Source organism: Parabacteroides sp. AT13 (assembly GCF_002272965.1).
GTDB classification, from domain to species: domain Bacteria; phylum Bacteroidota; class Bacteroidia; order Bacteroidales; family Tannerellaceae; genus Parabacteroides; species Parabacteroides distasonis.
Genome location: NZ_NQMH01000001.1, coordinates 857,073 through 874,858 on the forward strand (window position 1 = coordinate 857,073; position 17,786 = coordinate 874,858).

Sequence of the window (17,786 nt, forward strand, 5' to 3'; positions counted from 1 at the left end):
ACGAATTATGGCAGTTACTAAAATAAGAAAAATATCCAGTTGGACTTTACTGATAAGTTCTATTATCAGTATTATTGTTCTGGGTATGTTTTATGCGGGTGGAGTCGTTGACCCTGCCGCTGAAATGAAAGAGCCCATCTATACCGGGTTATTGATTAACTGGACTTCAGTATTGTTCTTCGTGACAATCATCAGTACAATGTTGTTTGCCGTTTGGCAATTTTTGACGTTGTTGAAGACAAACGCTAAATCAGCGATTATGTCTTTGGTTGTATTGGTTTGCTTCGTTGCCGTTTTGTTCATCACTTACACGATGGGTGACGCAACTCCTTTAACAGGTTTGAACGCAGACTCTCAAGTTTACAACACTCCGGGTTGGTTAAAGATCACAGATATGTGGATCATGTCTACAATCGTACTTTTGGTTCTGATCGTAGCATGTGTAGTTTGGGGTTCTGTAAAGAGAATCATGGGTAAATAATAGTAATAACGAACTGATAAAACAAGAAAGAAATGGGTAAGAAAAGAAAGACACCGGGTATCAATGGTTCTTCTTCGGCCGATATCGCTTTCATGTTGCTTATCTTCTTCCTTATTACTACATCAATGGATACAGATAAAGGTTTGGCAAGACGTTTGCCGCCCCCTGTACCTAAAGATCAGAAGAACGATACCGATGTTGACATCAAAAAGAGAAACTTGTTGGTTGTATTGATCAACAGTAATAACCAGATTCTCTGCGGTGATCAATTTGTCGATATCAAGCAATTGAAAGAAAGAATCAAAGAGTTCATTGATAATCCTTATAATGACGAACATAAGCCTGAGCGTGTAGAGGCTGATGTTCCATTCTTCGGAAAGATGATGGTAACGAAGAACCACGTAATTTCTTTACAGAATGACCGTGGTACTGAATACCAAGCTTATATCGATGTGCAGAATGAAATTGCGGCTGCTTATAACGAATTGAGAAATAAGGTTTCTAAGGAAAAATTCGGTAAGAATTTCGCTGATTTGGACGAAGAACAACAAAAAGCTGTACAGCAGATTTATCCGCAAAAGATATCAGAAGCTGAACCTAAAAATTATGGAGGTAAAAAGTAATGGGAAAGTTTAGTAAAGCGGGCGGTCGTGAAATGCCCGAATTGAATACATCATCATTACCTGACTTGGTGTTCGCTTTCTTGTTCTTCATCATGATGGTAACATCTATGCGTGAGGTAACATTGAAAGTAGAGTTCCATGCTCCACAAGCTACAGAGCTTCAAAAATTGGAGAAGAAATCTTTGGTAACATTTATCTATGTCGGTAAGCCGACTAGAGATTTGAGAGCGAAGATGGGTTCTGAAACTCGTATCCAATTAAATGACGCTTTTGCGGAAACTTCGGAAATTCAGGATTATATCGCACAGGAAAAGTCCAGTATGAAGGAAGAGGACCAGCCGTTTATGACGGTTTCTATCAAGGCTGATAAAGAGACCAAGATGGGAACGATTACAGACATCAAGCAGGCTCTTCGTGAAGCATACGCATTAAAGATTAGTTATTCTGCCGCTCAACGTGTCGACGAATAATGATCTACAAATAGAATATCTAAAAAAGGCGGGAAATAGAATCCCGCCTTTTTTATTTCACTCCATAGACATTTTGGTGAATAATGGTCTTAACTCGCTTAAAAGATCGCTCCAGATCAAGTTCCCCATGAGTCATCAAACGCATTTCTAATAACGCCTCTCCTCTACGATATGGAGGTTGGAAATATACATGGTGATCCAAGACAAACCCCAGACGTTCATAAAAACCGATTCTACGTTTACTCATCTCCTCTGTCGGCATCTCTACCTCTAAGACAACCGGATCTTCGTGGAGAGCTAAAAAACTTGTCATTGCTTTCGCTCCGATTCCTCCGTTACGAGCGGACTCGTCGATCGCGAAATGCTCCGCATAAACAAAGCCCTCAAATTGCCATCCCGTAATGAAACCCACATAAATACCATCCCGTAGCAAGGCATACATCTCGAAACGGCTATCTTCCTCCAAAAGCTTACGTACCAAAAAGAAATCACGACGCTCTTCCTCGGGGAAAGAACTAGTATATGTTTTCTCTACTAGATCCAATAAAGGATCGGCTATCTCCCGGACAGGCTTACTAATTATTACATGATCTTCGCTCATAAAAAAAATACTTAATAATTGAATAAAGAATGCTTACAAAATCAAAATAATCTAACATAATCTTTAGGTGATTATAAGATTATCATTATATTTGTATTAAATATGAAAGATATAATCTAACAGTAATACAAATATACTGAATATATGGCACATCATCAACTAGATGAACTGGACGAGAAGATACTTAAACTAATCATCGGCAATGCGCGTATGCCATTTTTGGAAGTAGCGAGGGAATGTAACGTATCCGGAGCGGCTATTCATCAACGCATACAAAAGCTGACTAATTTAGGGGTTATCAAAGGCTCAGAATTCATCGTGGATAACACAAAAGTTGGGTATGAAACTTGCGCATATATGGGGTTATTCCTAAAGTCTCCCGGACAATTTCCAAGCGTTACAGAAGCGCTGTTGCAGATACCGGAAGTCGTGGAATGCCATTATACAACGGGGCAATACGACCTGTTTATAAAAATATACGCAAAGAACAACCAGCATTTGCTAAGCATCATCCACAACAAGCTTCAACCATTGGGCTTGGCTCGCACCGAATCGCTCATATCCTTTAAGGAGGCATTCAAAAGACAAATTCCTATTGATCTGGACGACGATTAATAAAGGAAGCTAATATAAGAAAAGGGTCCGTAATTCGGTTGAAACCGGTTACGGGCCCTTTTTATCATGATCACTAAGCGCTATTAGAACTCAGCATTATTCGGTGTACGCGGGAAAGGTATCACGTCACGTATATTTGCCATGCCTGTAACAAACAGCAAAAGACGCTCAAAGCCCAAACCGAAACCAGAGTGAGGCACCGTACCAAAACGGCGAGTATCTAAGTACCACCACATATCCTTCATCGGGATGCCCAACTCATCAATACGAGTCATTAGCTTATCATAGTCGGCCTCACGCTCGGAACCGCCGATGATCTCTCCGATCTTCGGGAACAATACGTCCATGGCACGCACCGTCTTTCCATCCTCGTTTTGCTTCATATAGAAAGCCTTGATCTCTTTCGGGTAATCCGTTAAAATTACCGGACGTTTGAAGTGATCCTCCACCAAGAAACGTTCATGCTCAGAAGCCAAGTCTACACCCCAATAAACAGGGAACTCAAATTTATGTCCTTTAGCGACAGCCTCTTCCAATATCTTGATTCCTTCAGTGTACGGCAAGCGAACGAATGAGTCTTTCAAGACCCCTTCCAGACGAGCGATCAATTCCTTATCGAACATATCGTTCAAGAACTTGATATCCTCCATACAGTTATCCAACGCCCATTGTACGCAATATTTAATGAACTCCTCGGCCAACTCCATATTGTCCGTGATATCATTAAAAGCGACTTCCGGCTCAATCATCCAGAATTCCGCCAAATGACGAGGCGTATTTGAGTTCTCAGCGCGGAACGTAGGGCCAAACGTATAAATCTGTCCCAAGGCTGTAGCTGCCAACTCACCCTCCAACTGTCCGGAAACCGTCAAGCTAGCCTGCTTGCCGAAGAAATCGTCCTCATAAATGATAGAGCCATTCTCATCCTTTTTCAAGTCGTACAAATTCTTGGTAGTAACTTGGAACATCTGTCCGGCACCCTCACAGTCGGAAGCCGTGATGATCGGCGTATGGAAATAGAAAAAGCCTCTATCATGGAAAAACTTATGGATAGCGTAAGCCATATTGTGACGAATACGGAATACCGCTCCAAATGTATTCGTACGAGGACGCAAATGAGCGATCTCACGCAAAAACTCCATGGAGTGTCCCTTTTTCTGCAACGGATAAGTAGCTGGATCAGCCGTACCGAAGATCTCAATCTCAGTAGCCTGTATCTCCACGCTTTGCCCCTTGCCTTGGGATTGTGTCAAGATACCGTTTACGCTGATACTAGCTCCCGTGGTAATCGGTTTCAAGAACTCATCACCCAATTTATCTACATCCACAACGATCTGAACATTATTAATTGTAGAACCGTCATTCAAGGCGATAAAATTCACCTGTTTGCTACCACGGCGGGTGCGAACCCATCCTTTCACGTTCACGGTAGTACCGAAAGCTTCGCTTTTCAGCACGTCTACAATTTTTGTTCGTTTAATTGTTTCCATCTGTATCGTTTTTTTTTATTCGAAAGCTCCCATCCTAAGAGCGTTCACTTCCCTTTCATTTAAGTAACGCCATTTACCGCGGCCTAAGTTCTTCTTAGTCAAACCGGCGAAATAAACACGATCCAATTTCGTCACATGATATCCCAACGATTCGAAAATACGGCGCACGATACGGTTACGGCCGGAATGGATCTCGATACCCACTTGGCTCTTATCGTCCTCGCTAGCATAGCTGATAGCGTCCGCATGGATCTCCCCATCCTCAAGCTCAAGGCCGTTGGCGATTTTCTCCATATCCTCGATAGCCACGTTCTTATCCAACCACACATGGTAGATCTTCTTCTTCTTGAAAGATGGGTGAGTCAATTTAGAAGCTAAATCACCATCGTTCGTCAATAACAAGACACCTGTCGTATTGCGGTCCAAGCGGCCTACCGGATAAATACGTTCTTGGCAAGCGTTCTTCACCAAATCCATTACTGTCAAGCGTTCTTGAGGATCATCAGAAGTCGTTACGCAATTCTTCGGCTTGTTCAATACGATATACACCTTGCTCTCAATCTGAACCGGCTTCTCGTTAAATGTAACAACATCTTGACGAGTAATCTTAGTACCCAATTCCGTTACCACGACATCGTTTACCTTAACAGCCCCTTTCTGGATAAACTCATCCGCCTCACGACGAGAGCAAACACCAGCGTTAGATAAGAATTTGTTCAAACGAATCGGTTCGTTCGGATCCGCCAAGACTTCCTTATACTTGATCTGTTTCGGACGCATGTTGTAACCCTGCTGTCTTTGGAAACCACCTCCTCCACCGGAACGGCGATTATTATTGTAAGAAGGACGGCGATTATTTCCATATCCACCACCCCCTTGACGATTACCGCCATAAGAGTTATCGTTACCATACGAACGTCTGGGTGCGTAACCGTCCCCGCCGCTTGAACGTGAATCATTGTAATCAACCCGGGTATCACCTACTCTAGGTCTTCTTTTCTTCATACCATCCGCAGACATTCCCTCTCCGGAAGGACTAGCGGAATAAGCCTTTGCCGGTCCATCATAATTAGGACGAGACGGACGATTGTATTGCCCTCCTCCATTCCCATATGACGGGCGGTTATTTCCATAAGACGAGCGGCCGCTGTTGTAGCCACCTTCACGGTTGTTGCCATAAGACGGGCGATTATTTCCATACCCACCATCGCGATTGTTGCCATAAGATGGACGACTATTACCATAGCCCCCCTCACGGTTGTTGCCATACCCGCCTTCACGGTTATTATCGTAAGAACGCGGACGGCTCGGACGATCCCCGTATGAAGGACGGTTATTTTCTCCATAAGACCGATACGGTCTACGTTCATAGCTACCCTCAGGTTTATTATAACCCTGATTGTAAGGTCTTCTTTCACCTTCTTGGTCTGTGTTTTCCCGTCTGATACTTGGTATCACTTTTTTTGGACGCAGTTGAGATTCATCTCTTTCTTCTGTACTCATTTGTTATAAATTAAACAATGGTTAAAAACTTGGTAGCCTCACGGCTACCTGTATTATCACTAAATTCCTGTATAATTATGAGGCGTTATAGCCCTTAATTCATCTTTAATCCGGTCGCTAACATTCAAGGTTTCGATAAACTCCTTGATAGATTGCTCCGTAACAGTCTGGTTCGTACGTGTCAAAGCTTTTAATGCCTCGTAAGGCTTCGGATAACCCTCACGGCGTAAGACCGTCTGGATACCCTCGGCTACCACAGCCCAGCAATTATTCAAATCCCTACTTAGGGCGTTCTCGTTCAATAACAATTTACCCAAGCCTTTTGTTAAGCTCTTGAAGGCAATTTCTATATGTGCCAAAGGCACGCCTACGTTTCTCAACACGGTAGAATCCGTCAAGTCTCTTTGTAAACGAGATACCGGCAATTTCGTAGCCAAATGCTCTAAAATAGCGTTAGCGATCCCTAGATTACCCTCAGCGTTCTCGAAATCAATCGGGTTCACCTTATGTGGCATAGCAGACGAACCGATCTCACCCGCCTTGATCTTTTGCTTGAAATACTCCATGGAGATATATTGCCAGAAGTCACGATTCAAGTCGATCAAGATCGTATTGATACGCTTCAAGCCATCGAAGATCGCTGCCAGATTATCATAATTAGAGATCTGGGTAGTCCACTCCTCACGCTTCAAGCCTAACACCTCACTAACGAACTTGTTACCGAATGCCCTCCAATCATATTCCGGATACGCTACATGATGCGCATTGAAGTTTCCTGTAGCCCCACCGAATTTAGCGGAGATAGGAACGGCCTTTAACAATGCCAACTGTTGCTCCAAACGGTAAACAAAGACCATCACCTCCTTACCCAAACGAGTCGGAGATGCCGGTTGCCCATGTGTCTTAGCCAACATCGGGATATCCATCCATTCCTCGGCGTATTTTTTCAAGGCGCCGATCACCTCTTCCAAACCCGGATAATACACCTCTTGCAAAGCGTCCTTGATCGATAAAGGCACAGATGTGTTATTAATATCCTGAGAAGTCAATCCAAAATGAATAAACTCGTGGTATTTCTCCGCAAGGAAATGATTTGTTTTTTCCTTAATAAAGTACTCCACCGCTTTCACATCGTGGTTTGTCACGCTCTCGATCTCCTTCACTCGTAAAGCGTCCTCCTCCGTAAACTCCTGATAAATTTTCCGGAGCCCCTTTTTTACTTCCGCCGCATTTAACTCGCTTAATTGCGGAAGAAACTCAGATAGAGTAATAAAATACTCGATCTCAACTCGCACCCTATACTTGATAAGTGCGTATTCTGAAAAATAAGCCGCCAGATTCTCAGCCTTATTCCTGTATCGCCCATCCACGGGCGAAATAGCAGTCAGTGTCGATAATACCATATACATTATTAATATAGAGTCGCAAAGTTAAGTCTTTTCCATTGAATAATAAGGTAAGCAATCGTTATTTTTAACTAAATGCCCCGTTTTTAGGACCATCAGACACTTACGTAGCCACATCCAAACAAAATTCATATTCATCCACATTTTTTCGTCAAAAAGTTTGGTGGTAATAAAAAAAGCCGTATCTTTGCAGCGCTTTAGAGAGATAAAGCGAACGAAAAAATAAGTTTAAAGGGCGTTTAGCTCAGCTGGTTCAGAGCATCTGCCTTACAAGCAGAGGGTCGGCGGTTCGAATCCGTCAACGCCCACCTTTAAATTTATTATTTCACCGAAAGATTTTCGGGCGTTTAGCTCAGCTGGTTCAGAGCATCTGCCTTACAAGCAGAGGGTCGGCGGTTCGAATCCGTCAACGCCCACTTTTAAATTTATTATTTTCACCGAAAGAATTTCGGGCGTTTAGCTCAGCTGGTTCAGAGCATCTGCCTTACAAGCAGAGGGTCGGCGGTTCGAATCCGTCAACGCCCACAATAGAAAAGATTGTTTGGTTTCCAGACAGTCTTTTTTTATTTAGGAACCAGAGAGTTTACCCGAGGTTCCAGAAACTTTTCCAAAGCAAGTTAACTTCCCTACAATTCCCTATCTCTTCTGCGACAAGAGGACAGCGATCAGACGATCTAACGAGAACTTACCAGGTCCTGCTATATACATCAAGATAAAAATGACCAAGTAAACGAACGCCAACTCTTTCAAAGAAAACGGATCATTCCCGTGAATCACGAAGAAAGCCACTCCCATGGTAAAAATCATCGGGATCATTGCCAACCGATAGAGCGCACCGAGAATAAAGCCAATCGAACAAAAAAGCTCCCCAAAAATGGCCAAGCCTAGAGAAACCGAATGTCCAACTCCCAGTGGGTCCGGAAATGCGGCGGACATGCTCTCAAAATTCGTCCACTTCTGTATTCCATGCGAAAGCAATAGACCTCCAAATAACAAACGAAGCGCCAACAACAGTAACGATATAGCTGTACCATCCGGCTTCATTGGAAAAAGAAATTTGTAAAATGCTGACATAATTCCCCTATTTTTTATCTTATCAATTCATCTTTCTGGTAATATAACAAAAACGAAGTAAGGTTAGTTCAGCAAAAGCTCCGGGAATTGACAAGCGGCTTATCTTTCGCCTTGCAAAACGTTTGCCACTACTATCATAACACTATTTACCTTATTATAATACAACGACTTGAAATAATACATCTTCAAAAGAATAACAATTTAACAACATGCTAATTACCTTTGTTTTCCGTGTTCTTTCATTACTTAAATAACTCCATCATAAACGTACATAAAAACTTTCGGTTTTTTCGTAAGTTTGTAGTCGAAAATATATTTCACTGAATATGAGAAATTAAATTAAGGAGAACAGGAGTAACAGTGAATATATCAAATGAGTAAGTATATTACGAATTATTACATTTAGACTATGCTTTTAGAAAAACTACTTAAAGGATTTAATTATAGCACCAGTACTTTCAATTTGAAGGAATCTAAGTTATTTGACCAATATTTTGAACGAATATTGATTAGTAAAGGTACATTTTTGGTCAAGGAAGGAGAAATAGAGAGGTATAGTTATTTCGTTTTTGATGGAATATTACGTTGTTGGCTATTAAATCATAAAGGAGAAGAACAAATCTTTTGGTTTTGTAAAGAGGGTACGTTCTCAATGTCGAACATATCTTTTACATTACAAACAAAGTCTGCGTTTAATGTGCAAACAATTGTAGATAGCGTTATTTACCGAATAGACAAGAAACAAGAAAATGAACTATACACCGCTATACCTAAGGTAAAAACTGTATTTGAAGATTTGAATGCTATATTGCTGAATAAACTCTTGAAAAGAAATATCGACTTGATTAAATATTCCCCTGAACAGTATTATCTACAGATGATTGAAGAATATGGCATTACACTAAACTATATACCGCTAAAAGATATAGCTTCTTATTTGGGTATCACACCACAAGCACTAAGCAGAATCCGTAAACGTATTTTTTAACTTAGATTCAGTGCTTTAAATGTAAAAGTTCCGAACTTTGTAGCTTTAAATAGTAATTACAATTATGATTAGAAAAATTAAAGTTACAGATCATCCACGTTTGATGGAAATCTGGGAAAGTGCAGTATTAAATACACATGATTTTCTTAAAGAGGAAGATTTTCTATACTATAAGGAACAACTTCCAGTATATTTTCAACATGTCACTCTATTCGGATTTGAACAAGAGGGAATCTTAGTAGGATTTATGGGAATCGCAAAAGGAAATCTTGAAATGTTATTCATTGACAATAATTATCGAGGTATAGGAATAGGAAAAAAATTAATCACTTATGCCATAGATAATTTGCAAGTAACAAAAGTCGATGTGAATGAGCAAAATAATCAAGCTGTCGGTTTTTATAAACATATAGGCTTTAACACATACAAAAGGTCTGATTTGGACGGAGAAGGTAAAGAATATCCTATTTTACACATGCGGTTATAGTTTTCCTTAAAATCACATAAACAAAAAATCCTTGGAAATCCAACGATTACCAAGGATTTTTTGTGACCCGGGTGGGACTCAAACCCACGACCTTCAGAACCGGAATCTGACGCTCTATTCAACTAAGCTACCGAGCCAAAGACTGCGCAAAAGTACATATAATATCTTAGTTTAGCAAATACAGGAGAGAAATATTTTATTTTTGATATTTTGCATATAAGTATTCTGCTTATTCTGCCATTTTGCAAATAAAAGCGATCACATTCTTGTTATTTTGCCATTAATCATTATCTTTGCCGCACATATTTCACAAACACAAAGTACAACAAGTATATGAGCTATCTTATTAAACCCGCAGGGTATAAAGCCTTACTTAACTTATCCCAGACTGAAATGGGAATCAAGAAGATCAAGGACTTTTTCCAGCAAAACCTCTCATCCGAGCTGCGCCTAAGACGCGTAACCGCACCTTTATTCGTACTTAAGGGCATGGGTATCAATGATGATCTTAACGGGACCGAGCGAGCCGTCACTTTTCCTATCAAGGATTTAAACGACTCTAAAGCAGAAATCGTACATTCACTCGCCAAATGGAAACGACTGACACTCGCCGATTACCACATTGAAGAAGGTTACGGTATTTACACCGACATGAACGCCATCCGCTCAGACGAGGAGCTAGGTAATTTACACTCTTTATACGTGGATCAATGGGACTGGGAACGTGTAATGAGCGAAAGCGAACGTAAGATCGATTTCCTCAAGGAAATCGTCCGTCGCATATATGCCGCTATGGTCCGTACCGAATATTTAGTTTACGAGATGTTTCCTCAAATCCGCCCGACGCTCCCCCAACAGATTCATTTCATCCATTCAGAGGATTTGTTACAAAAATATCCTACCTTTACACCGAAAGAGCGGGAAGACGCTATTACCAAGGAATACGGGGCCGTATTCATTATCGGTATCGGATGCTCGCTAAGCAATGGAGAGAAGCATGACGGACGTGCTCCGGACTACGATGATTGGTCTACGATCGCCGAGAACGGACAAACCGGATTGAACGGGGATTTATTGGTTTGGGATGATGTACTAAACCGTTCTATGGAACTATCCTCTATGGGTATCCGCGTCAATAAGGAAGCCTTGCTACGCCAGTTGGATATTTGCAAAGCCGGGGAGAAAAAAGAACTCTATTTCCACAAACGCCTCTTGAGCGGTGAACTTCCGCAAAGTATCGGCGGTGGTATCGGACAAAGCCGGTTGTGTATGTTCTATCTTCGTAAGGCCCATATCGGAGAGATACAGGCAAGTATCTGGCCGGAGGAGATGCGCAAGGAAGCACGTGCAGCTGGAATGATGCTTATTTAGTTAACAGCCAACTATTATATTATGGACGTAAAGATTGAAGAAAGCTGGAAAAAACGGTTAGCCGACGAGTTTGAAAAAGATTATTTCAAGCAATTGACCGATTTCGTTAAACAAGAATACCGCCAAGGTACTGTTTATCCTCCCGGTCCTTATATGTTCAACGCTTTTGAGCACTGCCCGTTCGATAAAGTGAAGGTCGTTATCCTCGGCCAAGATCCTTATCACGAGCCGGGACAGGCGCACGGACTTTGTTTCTCCGTGCAGGATGGGGTACCTTTCCCCCCTTCCCTCATCAATATATTCAAAGAAATACAAGATGACTTAGGGCATCCGGTTCCAACAACCGGCAACTTGATTCGTTGGGCAGATCAAGGCGTATTACTGCTAAACGCCACGCTCACAGTACGAGCGCATCAAGCCGGTTCCCATCAAAATAGAGGTTGGGAGACCTTTACCGATGCTGTTATTCATCGTCTGGCGGCTGAAAGAAGCCATATCGTTTACATATTATGGGGTTCCTACGCACAAAAGAAAGGTGCTTTCATCGATTCATCCCGTAACCTGGTTCTTAAATCAGCCCATCCGTCCCCACTTTCCGCTTACCGGGGATTCTTCGGAAACAAGCATTTCAGCAAAGCCAATGATTATTTAATCGCAACTGGGCAAACTCCCATCGAATGGTAAGATCATTGAGAATTGAAAATTAGCTATACAATCCAATAATTTTCAATTCTCAATTTTCGGTTCTTAATACCACTGCTGTCCATCCCTATAATTACTTCTCTTATCATACTTCAAATCTTTCAATAAAGCAGAGCTTACAGCGATACTGAATGTATAGGATTTATAAGGACCAACCGGAACGAAACTAGCCGTCATTTGCCAGCAGTGCAAGTTACGAGTTACGTTACAAGTCATATAAGAGATCTTCTTAGCGTCAAAATCATAAGTAGCGTTAAAGTTAAAACGCCAGTTCTTTGTCGGCTGGATATTTCCGTTAAAGCTCAAAGAGTGAGTCAAGGCGTAATCATACTCCAGTTTAGAACGATTAAAATCACCATACCGCAAACTCAAACCATAACTAAACGAGAGGCTCCAAGGAATCTTGGAAATTAAATAGCCATCGGCATCTGTCTCACCGGTCTCTTTCTTTTTGCCCAACAGACGGCCACCACTTTCCTTATTCTCGCCCTCTCCTTCTCCATCCGGGTTCAAGCCATCCGGATCTGCATTCGGATCCGTAGAAGCCGATTGATTCCCAGATTTATCCGATGAACTATCACCTCCTCCAAACAACTTCTTAAACGTATCATTATTAAATGTATAAGAAAAACTGGTGCTAGTCCCTCTCAAACGGCCAATACCCTTGCCTGCTTTCCAACGGGGAATATCGACACGATGCCCATTCTCATCGTACGTATAGGTATCGAACTGACCATTCAAGTTCAACGTATAACTCTTGGATAATTTCAAACGTAAACCGACACTCAAGTCACTCCACTTAAATGAATCCGCCGCCATATTATAACTCATGCCTAACGACAGCTTATCGATCAGACTAATTTTCTTGAATCCAGTAGAGTCCTTATCCGAACGCACCTTCATCTCGATATTGTTATTTACGTCAAAACTGATATTTCCTTGTTTTCCCGTTCCCGGAACGCCATACATATTATGAGCAAACGGAGAATACGTATATTCACGATCCTCACCATTCGCGTCTTGATATACATAAGTCTCATAAAAACCAAAACGAGAAGAAGCGAAGTCCGGCTGGGCGCTTACCGTAATAGACGGCTCGAAGCGGTGACGGATCATCTCAACCTTATTACCCAAGAATGGCAACGGTTTATAAAAACCATACAAGGTCGTAGACGCAGAGATAGAAGCGTTAAAATCGTAAATACGATAAAAACCATACGTAGTGTCGCGGGCTACCAAAGCCTGTTTCTGCGTATCATATTCCTGTTCGATCTTGCTGGTGTACCAACGTTCCTTATAATTGAAAGAGGGAGAAATATTCAAGTACTTGAGCACGGAGAATGTAGCGCTTACCGGAATCGAGTGCTGCATAGCATTCTGCCAATCTTTGATCAAATTCGATTTGAATAATAAGTTTTCCTTTGTCGTGATACTATTACTGAACGTACCGGAATAACTCATGGAGATCTTCTCGTACCAACGCTCCTTCCCGACCGGATGCTTCCGCTTGAAAGGGAAGATACGGCTCATCGTAACCGTCATGCTAGGCAAGGTTACGGCGATAGAAGAATCACGGGTCGTCTGGTTTATACTCATCGTACCGGAGATCGTGAACGGGTTATTCGGGAAACGTTTCGTTATGTTGATGGATGAACTCTTCGTATTCTGGTTCACGTCGGCATACCCGCTTGCGTTCGGATATAAACTGTTCTGATTATTGCGGTCATACGAAGAGGTCGAGAAGTTTACGCTCGCCGAAAAAGACAGATAAGGATTCGCCTTAGGGTCTTGCGTATGCGTCCAGTTAACCTTGAAGTCCTTGGATAAATTATAGTCGGGCAATCCCTTATCGCCCAATTTCGTCACCAAATAAGAAGCATTAAAACTGCCCGAGAATTTATAACGTTTACGGTAAGCCGACTTAGCCGACAATCCCCAAGATCCTTTCGTATAAATCTCTCCCAATAAAGCCAAGTCCATATAATCGCTCAAGGCGAAATAATATCCACCGTCACGCAAGAAGAAACCTCTGGTAGACTCGTCTCCGAAAGTCGGCATAATAATACCGGATGAATATGTACTCGAGAACGGGAAGAAACAGAAAGGTAACCCGATCGGATACAACGGCACGTCCTCCAAGACCAGATAGACCGGACCCGTTACGATATTCTTTTTCGGGCGCACCTTCGCTTTCGTCATCTGGATGTAAAAGTGAGGATGCTCATGCTCGTCGCAGGTCGTATACTTACCACCCACCATGTTCAAGATATCCCCTTCCATCTTTTTCGTTCGCCCGGCAGTAACATACCCTTCGCCCTGCTGGGTAATCACGTCCGTGATATATCCTTTCTTGGTACCGAAATTATACCGCATCGTCTTCGACTCATATTGCTGGTCGCCCTCCTTAAACAACGGATAGCCAAACTCCTGCCCGATAGAGTCGAGTCCAAACTTAGCGAACACGATGCTACTATCCATATTCATCTCGATCAATTCGGATTGCAGCTCGATATTCTGGTATTTGACATCGCCTTCCCCGTAAAGATATGCCCAGTTGCCAGCTGTCATCACGATAGAATCGGTCGCTTGATAACTGACCGGAGCATCTAGCCCGGTCTGCTTTTCTGGAATCGAATCTCCCGCTAACGTTGTACTATCCGTAGGAGCCACCAAGAGAGAATCAGTCTGCGCCAAGCTATCGGCAGGAGCGACAATCTCCTGCGCTTGCACGCCCAAGCCTCCCAAGAGGAAAACGAATAGAATGATTAGGACTCTATATATCAAAAACATTACTTCGTTCTTTGCAGTGTGTTACAGCGTGCAAATGTATAATAAATAAACGAGCCCTTATGCTTTTATTCCCCTAAAAAGAGTTTACACCAGTGTTCAAACTGCTCAACTGTCTCATTTCCATACTTGGATAAGCTCTGTTTTATCTTATCAGCCGGTTTCTCTTTCGTCAATTTAGTCTTGCTAAAGAATTTATCAGCGAAACAGATCAATTGTTCTTCCAATGACACGGGACGCATATCCCGATGTGGAACAGGCAGGTTCCGTTCCTCGATCATGGCAAGCGAAAGCCCCGTCCCCGTATGCCTCTCGCAAACTAAGGCGTGGCGAGGATACCCCTCTTTCCGCATTAAATCGGCTCCCAGATAGCCATGACAGATATAATCGGCCTCCCCATGGCAATCGATATCCGGTGCGTTACACAAAAAGATCCCTATGTCATGCAACATCGTCGCTTCCTCAATAAAAGTCAGATCCAGATTCATCTCCGGATGCAAACGGGCCAATGCTAATGCCTTATCCGCCACGCTACGGCTATGAGTCACCAAAATCCGGTAGGCATCCGAACTTTCCGGATAATATTTCTTTATTATATCAAGAGGTTTCATCCTATTTATTTTTTTGCGAGACAAAAATAAACAATCTCTCTCACATATGGATGAGTTCGCAGAAGATATACTGCATTGGCCAAGTAATATATACTGCGTTAGCGATGTTAGTATGTATTACTTGGCAAAGTCAGTACTACTTCTCATCACTGATACCCCTGAAACCAATTGCCCAGCTTCAAATCTTTTATATCCGCACCTGTTTCCCGTTCGCCTCTCAAATACTCAGAGAAGTAATCGACCATCCGCCAGTAATAATATTCATTATAGTCATCAAAATGATGACGTTTTCCCGGTACGATCAACATATCAAAGCGCTTGCCCGCCTTGATCAACTCGTCCACGACAACAATGGTATTTGCCGGATGCACATTATTATCGATATCGCCATGGATTAATAACAGATGGCCTTTCAAGTTCCTCGCCAATTCCTGATTGGTCGGGATGCGAATATCGAACGAGATATTTCCCATATCATCCGTGATCTCCTTTACTCCATGGTGTTTCTCTCCCCACCACCGGTTATAAATGTTATTGTCATGATTGCCGGCACAAGATACCGCCACCTTAAAGAAATCCGGATAAAGCAGCATAGCCGCTGTAGACATGAAACCGCCACCGGAGTGTCCGTGTATGCCGACCCGGTTGATATCCATGAATTTATAACGAGCGCACAACTGCTCGATAGCCACTTTATGATCCGCCATCGGATAATCACGCAAATTTCCATATCCATAATTATGATACCACTTGGAGCGACTGGGATGCCCTCCCCTGTGTCCCATGCAAACCACGACAAATCCGGCTTGCGCCAAACGATCCGTACGAGGATTCATCGGGATGTAGCGAAAGAAAGTTCCCTCCTGTTGCGGTCCGGGGTATACATAGTTAATGACCGGATATACTTTCGTGGAATCAAAATCAAAAGGCTTATACATGACACCATACAAATCGGTCACCCCATCGGCCGCCTTTACCGAAAAAGGCTCAGGGAATTTATAACCTGCCATGAATAATTGGGAGAAGTCACTCTCCTCCAAGGTCATCAATCGATTACCTTGGTTATCATACAATGCCGTAGCCGGGATCGTATTGACACGAGAATAGTTATCCACGATATATCGCATGGATTTATCCATAGAGACCAGGTGGAAATAATCGCCCGGAGTAATCAGCTTTAAGCCCGAACCATCCAGATTCACCCGATACAAATGCTCGTAATAAGGAGTCGTATCTCCCTTTTCCCGGGCATTCGCCTTGAAGTAAACGACACGATTCTTACTGTCCACGTCTACGATGGCGTCCACATGCCAAGGCCCTTTGGTGATACGGTTTTTCAAATTTCCTTGCGCATCATATAGATACAGATGCGCCCAACCATCCCGTTCGCTCCAATGGATCAATTCCTTACCATTATCGGTCATCGCTAGCGGGCGGGTTTCCATAGAAGTATTTAGACGTTCCTCAATGATCGCTTTTACCGAATCCTCCCCGATCGTATACGAACAGATATCCACCCGTTTCATATCCCGGCTGACACGGGTCAAATAGAAGGTCTGGTTATCTCCCAACCAGATCGAGTTCCGAGTGAGTCCCGTACGCTCCTTATCCGGCTTGGAGGCTAGATTGATTGTTTGATCTTTAAAACAATCCACCCGGATTTCTTTCCGCTTCCCGGTATTTTCCAAATCAAAGAGATATAAATGAACGATTGGAGAACCCGCCTCTCCCGGCATCTGATATTTATAGGTCTCAAGTGTAGGACGAGGTTTGGCGATCGAGTTAATCACCCATAAATCTTGCACCACACGTTGATCCGACAAAGTCGCGGCGAAATAACGACCATCGGGAGACCAGTTCCCCATTACATATTTCCGCTTATGGTCACATAAAGTATCGGTATTCAAGAAGGTCCGGGGCATACCAAAGCCAAAATCTTTTTCGCCATCCGTAGTCAAGGCGATCTCGGATATCGTCTTATCCTCCGGGTCCTTCACGGCCTTCTCATAATCCTCATAACTCATGACATACAGGTTCAAATCTTTCGCGAAGACGACCCGCTTTTTATCCGGCGATATATTCGCCCAACGGATTTTAGCAGGAATCTCGTCTTTCGTAATCCGAGTCAACCGGGAGGACGGATAATCATACGAGAAAAAATAGTTCCCGTTCGTACCCTTTATCGAGAAAGTAAACGTGCGATCATCTTCCTTTAAGCGTAAATCTCCGATAGGAAGTTGTTGTCCGGTAAAAGGCTCTCTCACGATCTCGCTTATCTGTGCCGCCAACTCATCCCGATCGAATAATAATCGTTTATTTCTCGAATTGGGGTCCACCAGATACCAGTTTGTCCCCTCACTCGTCTTATACTCATACCAGAACTTGTCACTATTATTAAAATAATTGGGGGTAAGGGTATAAGAGAAAAGTAGCTGTTCCGCATTCGACGGGGCGAAACGGCGTGCTTGCGTATATTCCGGTAGGACATCTTGCGCATAGGTAAAAGGCACCCATGATAAACTCAAGAAGGCTACCGCATAAAAAAGTGTTTTTACATTCATAGATTCTTAGTATTGT

Annotated in this window: 16 protein-coding genes and 4 tRNA genes; 11 read left to right on the forward strand and 9 right to left on the reverse strand. The window is 42.7% G+C overall.

From position 1 onward, the window contains the following. Positions 1-7: 7 nt before the first annotated feature. Genes CI959_RS04040 through CI959_RS04050 form a run of 3 tightly spaced genes read left to right on the forward strand, consistent with a single transcriptional unit; the run spans position 8 to position 1,574 of the window. On the forward strand, positions 8-481 hold the full coding sequence (locus tag CI959_RS04040) for a hypothetical protein (RefSeq protein ID WP_005858922.1): 474 nt from the start codon (positions 8-10) through the stop codon (positions 479-481). A 32-nt stretch (positions 482-513) separates the two neighbouring features. Further along, positions 514-1,104: a biopolymer transporter ExbD gene (locus tag CI959_RS04045; RefSeq protein WP_005858924.1), complete on the forward strand. Its 591-nt coding sequence runs from the start codon at positions 514-516 to the stop codon at positions 1,102-1,104. Further along, positions 1,104-1,574 (forward strand): biopolymer transporter ExbD, encoded by a 471-nt coding sequence (locus CI959_RS04050; protein ID WP_005858926.1) that lies wholly within the window; start codon positions 1,104-1,106, stop codon positions 1,572-1,574. The genes CI959_RS04045 and CI959_RS04050 overlap by 1 nt, the downstream gene beginning before the upstream one ends. A gap of 52 nt (positions 1,575-1,626) precedes the next feature. Here CI959_RS04050 and CI959_RS04055 read toward each other — a convergent pair whose 3' ends face one another. Next, positions 1,627-2,175 carry a GNAT family N-acetyltransferase gene (locus tag CI959_RS04055; RefSeq protein WP_009276155.1) on the reverse strand — a complete coding sequence of 183 codons (549 nt, stop codon included), beginning with the start codon at positions 2,173-2,175 and terminating at the stop codon, positions 1,627-1,629. A 144-nt stretch (positions 2,176-2,319) separates the two neighbouring features. On the opposite strand from CI959_RS04055, the gene CI959_RS04060 reads away from it, so the two are divergent. Next, a complete protein-coding gene (locus tag CI959_RS04060) occupies positions 2,320-2,790 on the forward strand; it encodes an Lrp/AsnC family transcriptional regulator (protein WP_005858930.1) in 471 nt (156 codons plus the stop codon). An 83-nt stretch (positions 2,791-2,873) separates the two neighbouring features. Here CI959_RS04060 and asnS read toward each other — a convergent pair whose 3' ends face one another. Genes asnS through purB form a run of 3 tightly spaced genes read right to left on the reverse strand, consistent with a single transcriptional unit; the run spans position 2,874 to position 7,186 of the window. Beyond that, the gene (asnS, locus tag CI959_RS04065) at positions 2,874-4,280 is read right to left on the reverse strand and encodes an asparagine--tRNA ligase (protein WP_008779348.1); all 1,407 of its coding nucleotides are present in this window, start codon (positions 4,278-4,280) and stop codon (positions 2,874-2,876) included. Positions 4,281-4,295: 15 nt separating this feature from the next. After that, entirely contained in the window at positions 4,296-5,783 is a 1,488-nt protein-coding gene (locus tag CI959_RS04070; protein WP_009276157.1) for a pseudouridine synthase, read from the reverse strand. A gap of 59 nt (positions 5,784-5,842) precedes the next feature. Beyond that, positions 5,843-7,186: an adenylosuccinate lyase gene (gene purB / locus CI959_RS04075; RefSeq protein WP_005858936.1), complete on the reverse strand. Its 1,344-nt coding sequence runs from the start codon at positions 7,184-7,186 to the stop codon at positions 5,843-5,845. 236 nt (positions 7,187-7,422) lie between these two features. Here purB and CI959_RS04080 point away from each other — a divergent pair. From CI959_RS04080 to CI959_RS04090, 3 genes are all read left to right on the forward strand, one after another. After that, a tRNA-Val gene (locus tag CI959_RS04080) sits at positions 7,423-7,497 on the forward strand. 33 nt (positions 7,498-7,530) lie between these two features. Beyond that, positions 7,531-7,605, forward strand: a tRNA-Val gene (locus CI959_RS04085). Between the two features lie 34 nt (positions 7,606-7,639). Next, positions 7,640-7,714: transfer RNA gene (locus tag CI959_RS04090), tRNA-Val, on the forward strand. A gap of 111 nt (positions 7,715-7,825) precedes the next feature. Here the strand turns inward: CI959_RS04090 and CI959_RS04095 are convergent. Then, on the reverse strand, positions 7,826-8,263 hold the full coding sequence (locus tag CI959_RS04095; protein WP_005858940.1) for a DoxX family protein: 438 nt from the start codon (positions 8,261-8,263) through the stop codon (positions 7,826-7,828). Positions 8,264-8,672: 409 nt separating this feature from the next. Between CI959_RS04095 and CI959_RS04100 the strand changes: the two genes are divergently transcribed. Further along, positions 8,673-9,251, forward strand: a complete 579-nt coding sequence (locus tag CI959_RS04100; protein WP_005858942.1) for a Crp/Fnr family transcriptional regulator — start codon at positions 8,673-8,675, stop codon at positions 9,249-9,251. Between the two features lie 64 nt (positions 9,252-9,315). After that, complete coding sequence (locus CI959_RS04105) at positions 9,316-9,738, forward strand: GNAT family N-acetyltransferase (RefSeq protein ID WP_008772644.1); 423 nt, start codon at positions 9,316-9,318, stop codon at positions 9,736-9,738. A gap of 63 nt (positions 9,739-9,801) precedes the next feature. Here the strand turns inward: CI959_RS04105 and CI959_RS04110 are convergent. Beyond that, a tRNA-Arg gene (locus CI959_RS04110) sits at positions 9,802-9,875 on the reverse strand. 196 nt (positions 9,876-10,071) lie between these two features. Here CI959_RS04110 and asnA point away from each other — a divergent pair. Continuing rightward, positions 10,072-11,109, forward strand: coding sequence for an aspartate--ammonia ligase (gene asnA / locus CI959_RS04115; protein WP_005858945.1), 1,038 nt, complete (start codon positions 10,072-10,074; stop codon positions 11,107-11,109). Positions 11,110-11,130: 21 nt separating this feature from the next. After that, positions 11,131-11,793 carry a uracil-DNA glycosylase gene (gene ung, locus CI959_RS04120; RefSeq protein WP_005858947.1) on the forward strand — a complete coding sequence of 221 codons (663 nt, stop codon included), beginning with the start codon at positions 11,131-11,133 and terminating at the stop codon, positions 11,791-11,793. Between the two features lie 63 nt (positions 11,794-11,856). Here ung and CI959_RS04125 read toward each other — a convergent pair whose 3' ends face one another. The 3 genes from CI959_RS04125 to CI959_RS04135 all read right to left on the reverse strand — a co-directional run bounded on the left by CI959_RS04125 (position 11,857) and on the right by CI959_RS04135 (position 17,770). After that, positions 11,857-14,601 carry a putative LPS assembly protein LptD gene (locus CI959_RS04125; RefSeq protein WP_012056147.1) on the reverse strand — a complete coding sequence of 915 codons (2,745 nt, stop codon included), beginning with the start codon at positions 14,599-14,601 and terminating at the stop codon, positions 11,857-11,859. A 65-nt stretch (positions 14,602-14,666) separates the two neighbouring features. Continuing rightward, the gene (locus tag CI959_RS04130) at positions 14,667-15,209 is read right to left on the reverse strand and encodes an HDIG domain-containing metalloprotein (protein WP_005858951.1); all 543 of its coding nucleotides are present in this window, start codon (positions 15,207-15,209) and stop codon (positions 14,667-14,669) included. A 146-nt stretch (positions 15,210-15,355) separates the two neighbouring features. Further along, entirely contained in the window at positions 15,356-17,770 is a 2,415-nt protein-coding gene (locus CI959_RS04135) for a DPP IV N-terminal domain-containing protein (protein ID WP_036632952.1), read from the reverse strand. Positions 17,771-17,786 lie beyond the last annotated feature (16 nt).

Bases quoted from the DNA above. Each gene is read 5' to 3' on its own strand.
- CI959_RS04040 (WP_005858922.1), top strand. From the start codon at position 8: ATGGCAGTTACTAAAATAAGAAAAATATCCAGTTGGACTTTACTGATA.
- CI959_RS04045 (WP_005858924.1), top strand. From the start codon at position 514: ATGGGTAAGAAAAGAAAGACACCGGGTATCAATGGTTCTTCTTCGGCC.
- CI959_RS04050 (WP_005858926.1), top strand. From the start codon at position 1,104: ATGGGAAAGTTTAGTAAAGCGGGCGGTCGTGAAATGCCCGAATTGAAT.
- CI959_RS04055 (WP_009276155.1), bottom strand. From the start codon at position 2,175: ATGAGCGAAGATCATGTAATAATTAGTAAGCCTGTCCGGGAGATAGCC.
- CI959_RS04060 (WP_005858930.1), top strand. From the start codon at position 2,320: ATGGCACATCATCAACTAGATGAACTGGACGAGAAGATACTTAAACTA.
- asnS (WP_008779348.1), bottom strand. From the start codon at position 4,280: ATGGAAACAATTAAACGAACAAAAATTGTAGACGTGCTGAAAAGCGAA.
- CI959_RS04070 (WP_009276157.1), bottom strand. From the start codon at position 5,783: ATGAGTACAGAAGAAAGAGATGAATCTCAACTGCGTCCAAAAAAAGTG.
- purB (WP_005858936.1), bottom strand. From the start codon at position 7,186: ATGGTATTATCGACACTGACTGCTATTTCGCCCGTGGATGGGCGATAC.
- CI959_RS04095 (WP_005858940.1), bottom strand. From the start codon at position 8,263: ATGTCAGCATTTTACAAATTTCTTTTTCCAATGAAGCCGGATGGTACA.
- CI959_RS04100 (WP_005858942.1), top strand. From the start codon at position 8,673: ATGCTTTTAGAAAAACTACTTAAAGGATTTAATTATAGCACCAGTACT.
- CI959_RS04105 (WP_008772644.1), top strand. From the start codon at position 9,316: ATGATTAGAAAAATTAAAGTTACAGATCATCCACGTTTGATGGAAATC.
- asnA (WP_005858945.1), top strand. From the start codon at position 10,072: ATGAGCTATCTTATTAAACCCGCAGGGTATAAAGCCTTACTTAACTTA.
- ung (WP_005858947.1), top strand. From the start codon at position 11,131: ATGGACGTAAAGATTGAAGAAAGCTGGAAAAAACGGTTAGCCGACGAG.
- CI959_RS04125 (WP_012056147.1), bottom strand. From the start codon at position 14,601: ATGTTTTTGATATATAGAGTCCTAATCATTCTATTCGTTTTCCTCTTG.
- CI959_RS04130 (WP_005858951.1), bottom strand. From the start codon at position 15,209: ATGAAACCTCTTGATATAATAAAGAAATATTATCCGGAAAGTTCGGAT.
- CI959_RS04135 (WP_036632952.1), bottom strand. From the start codon at position 17,770: ATGAATGTAAAAACACTTTTTTATGCGGTAGCCTTCTTGAGTTTATCA.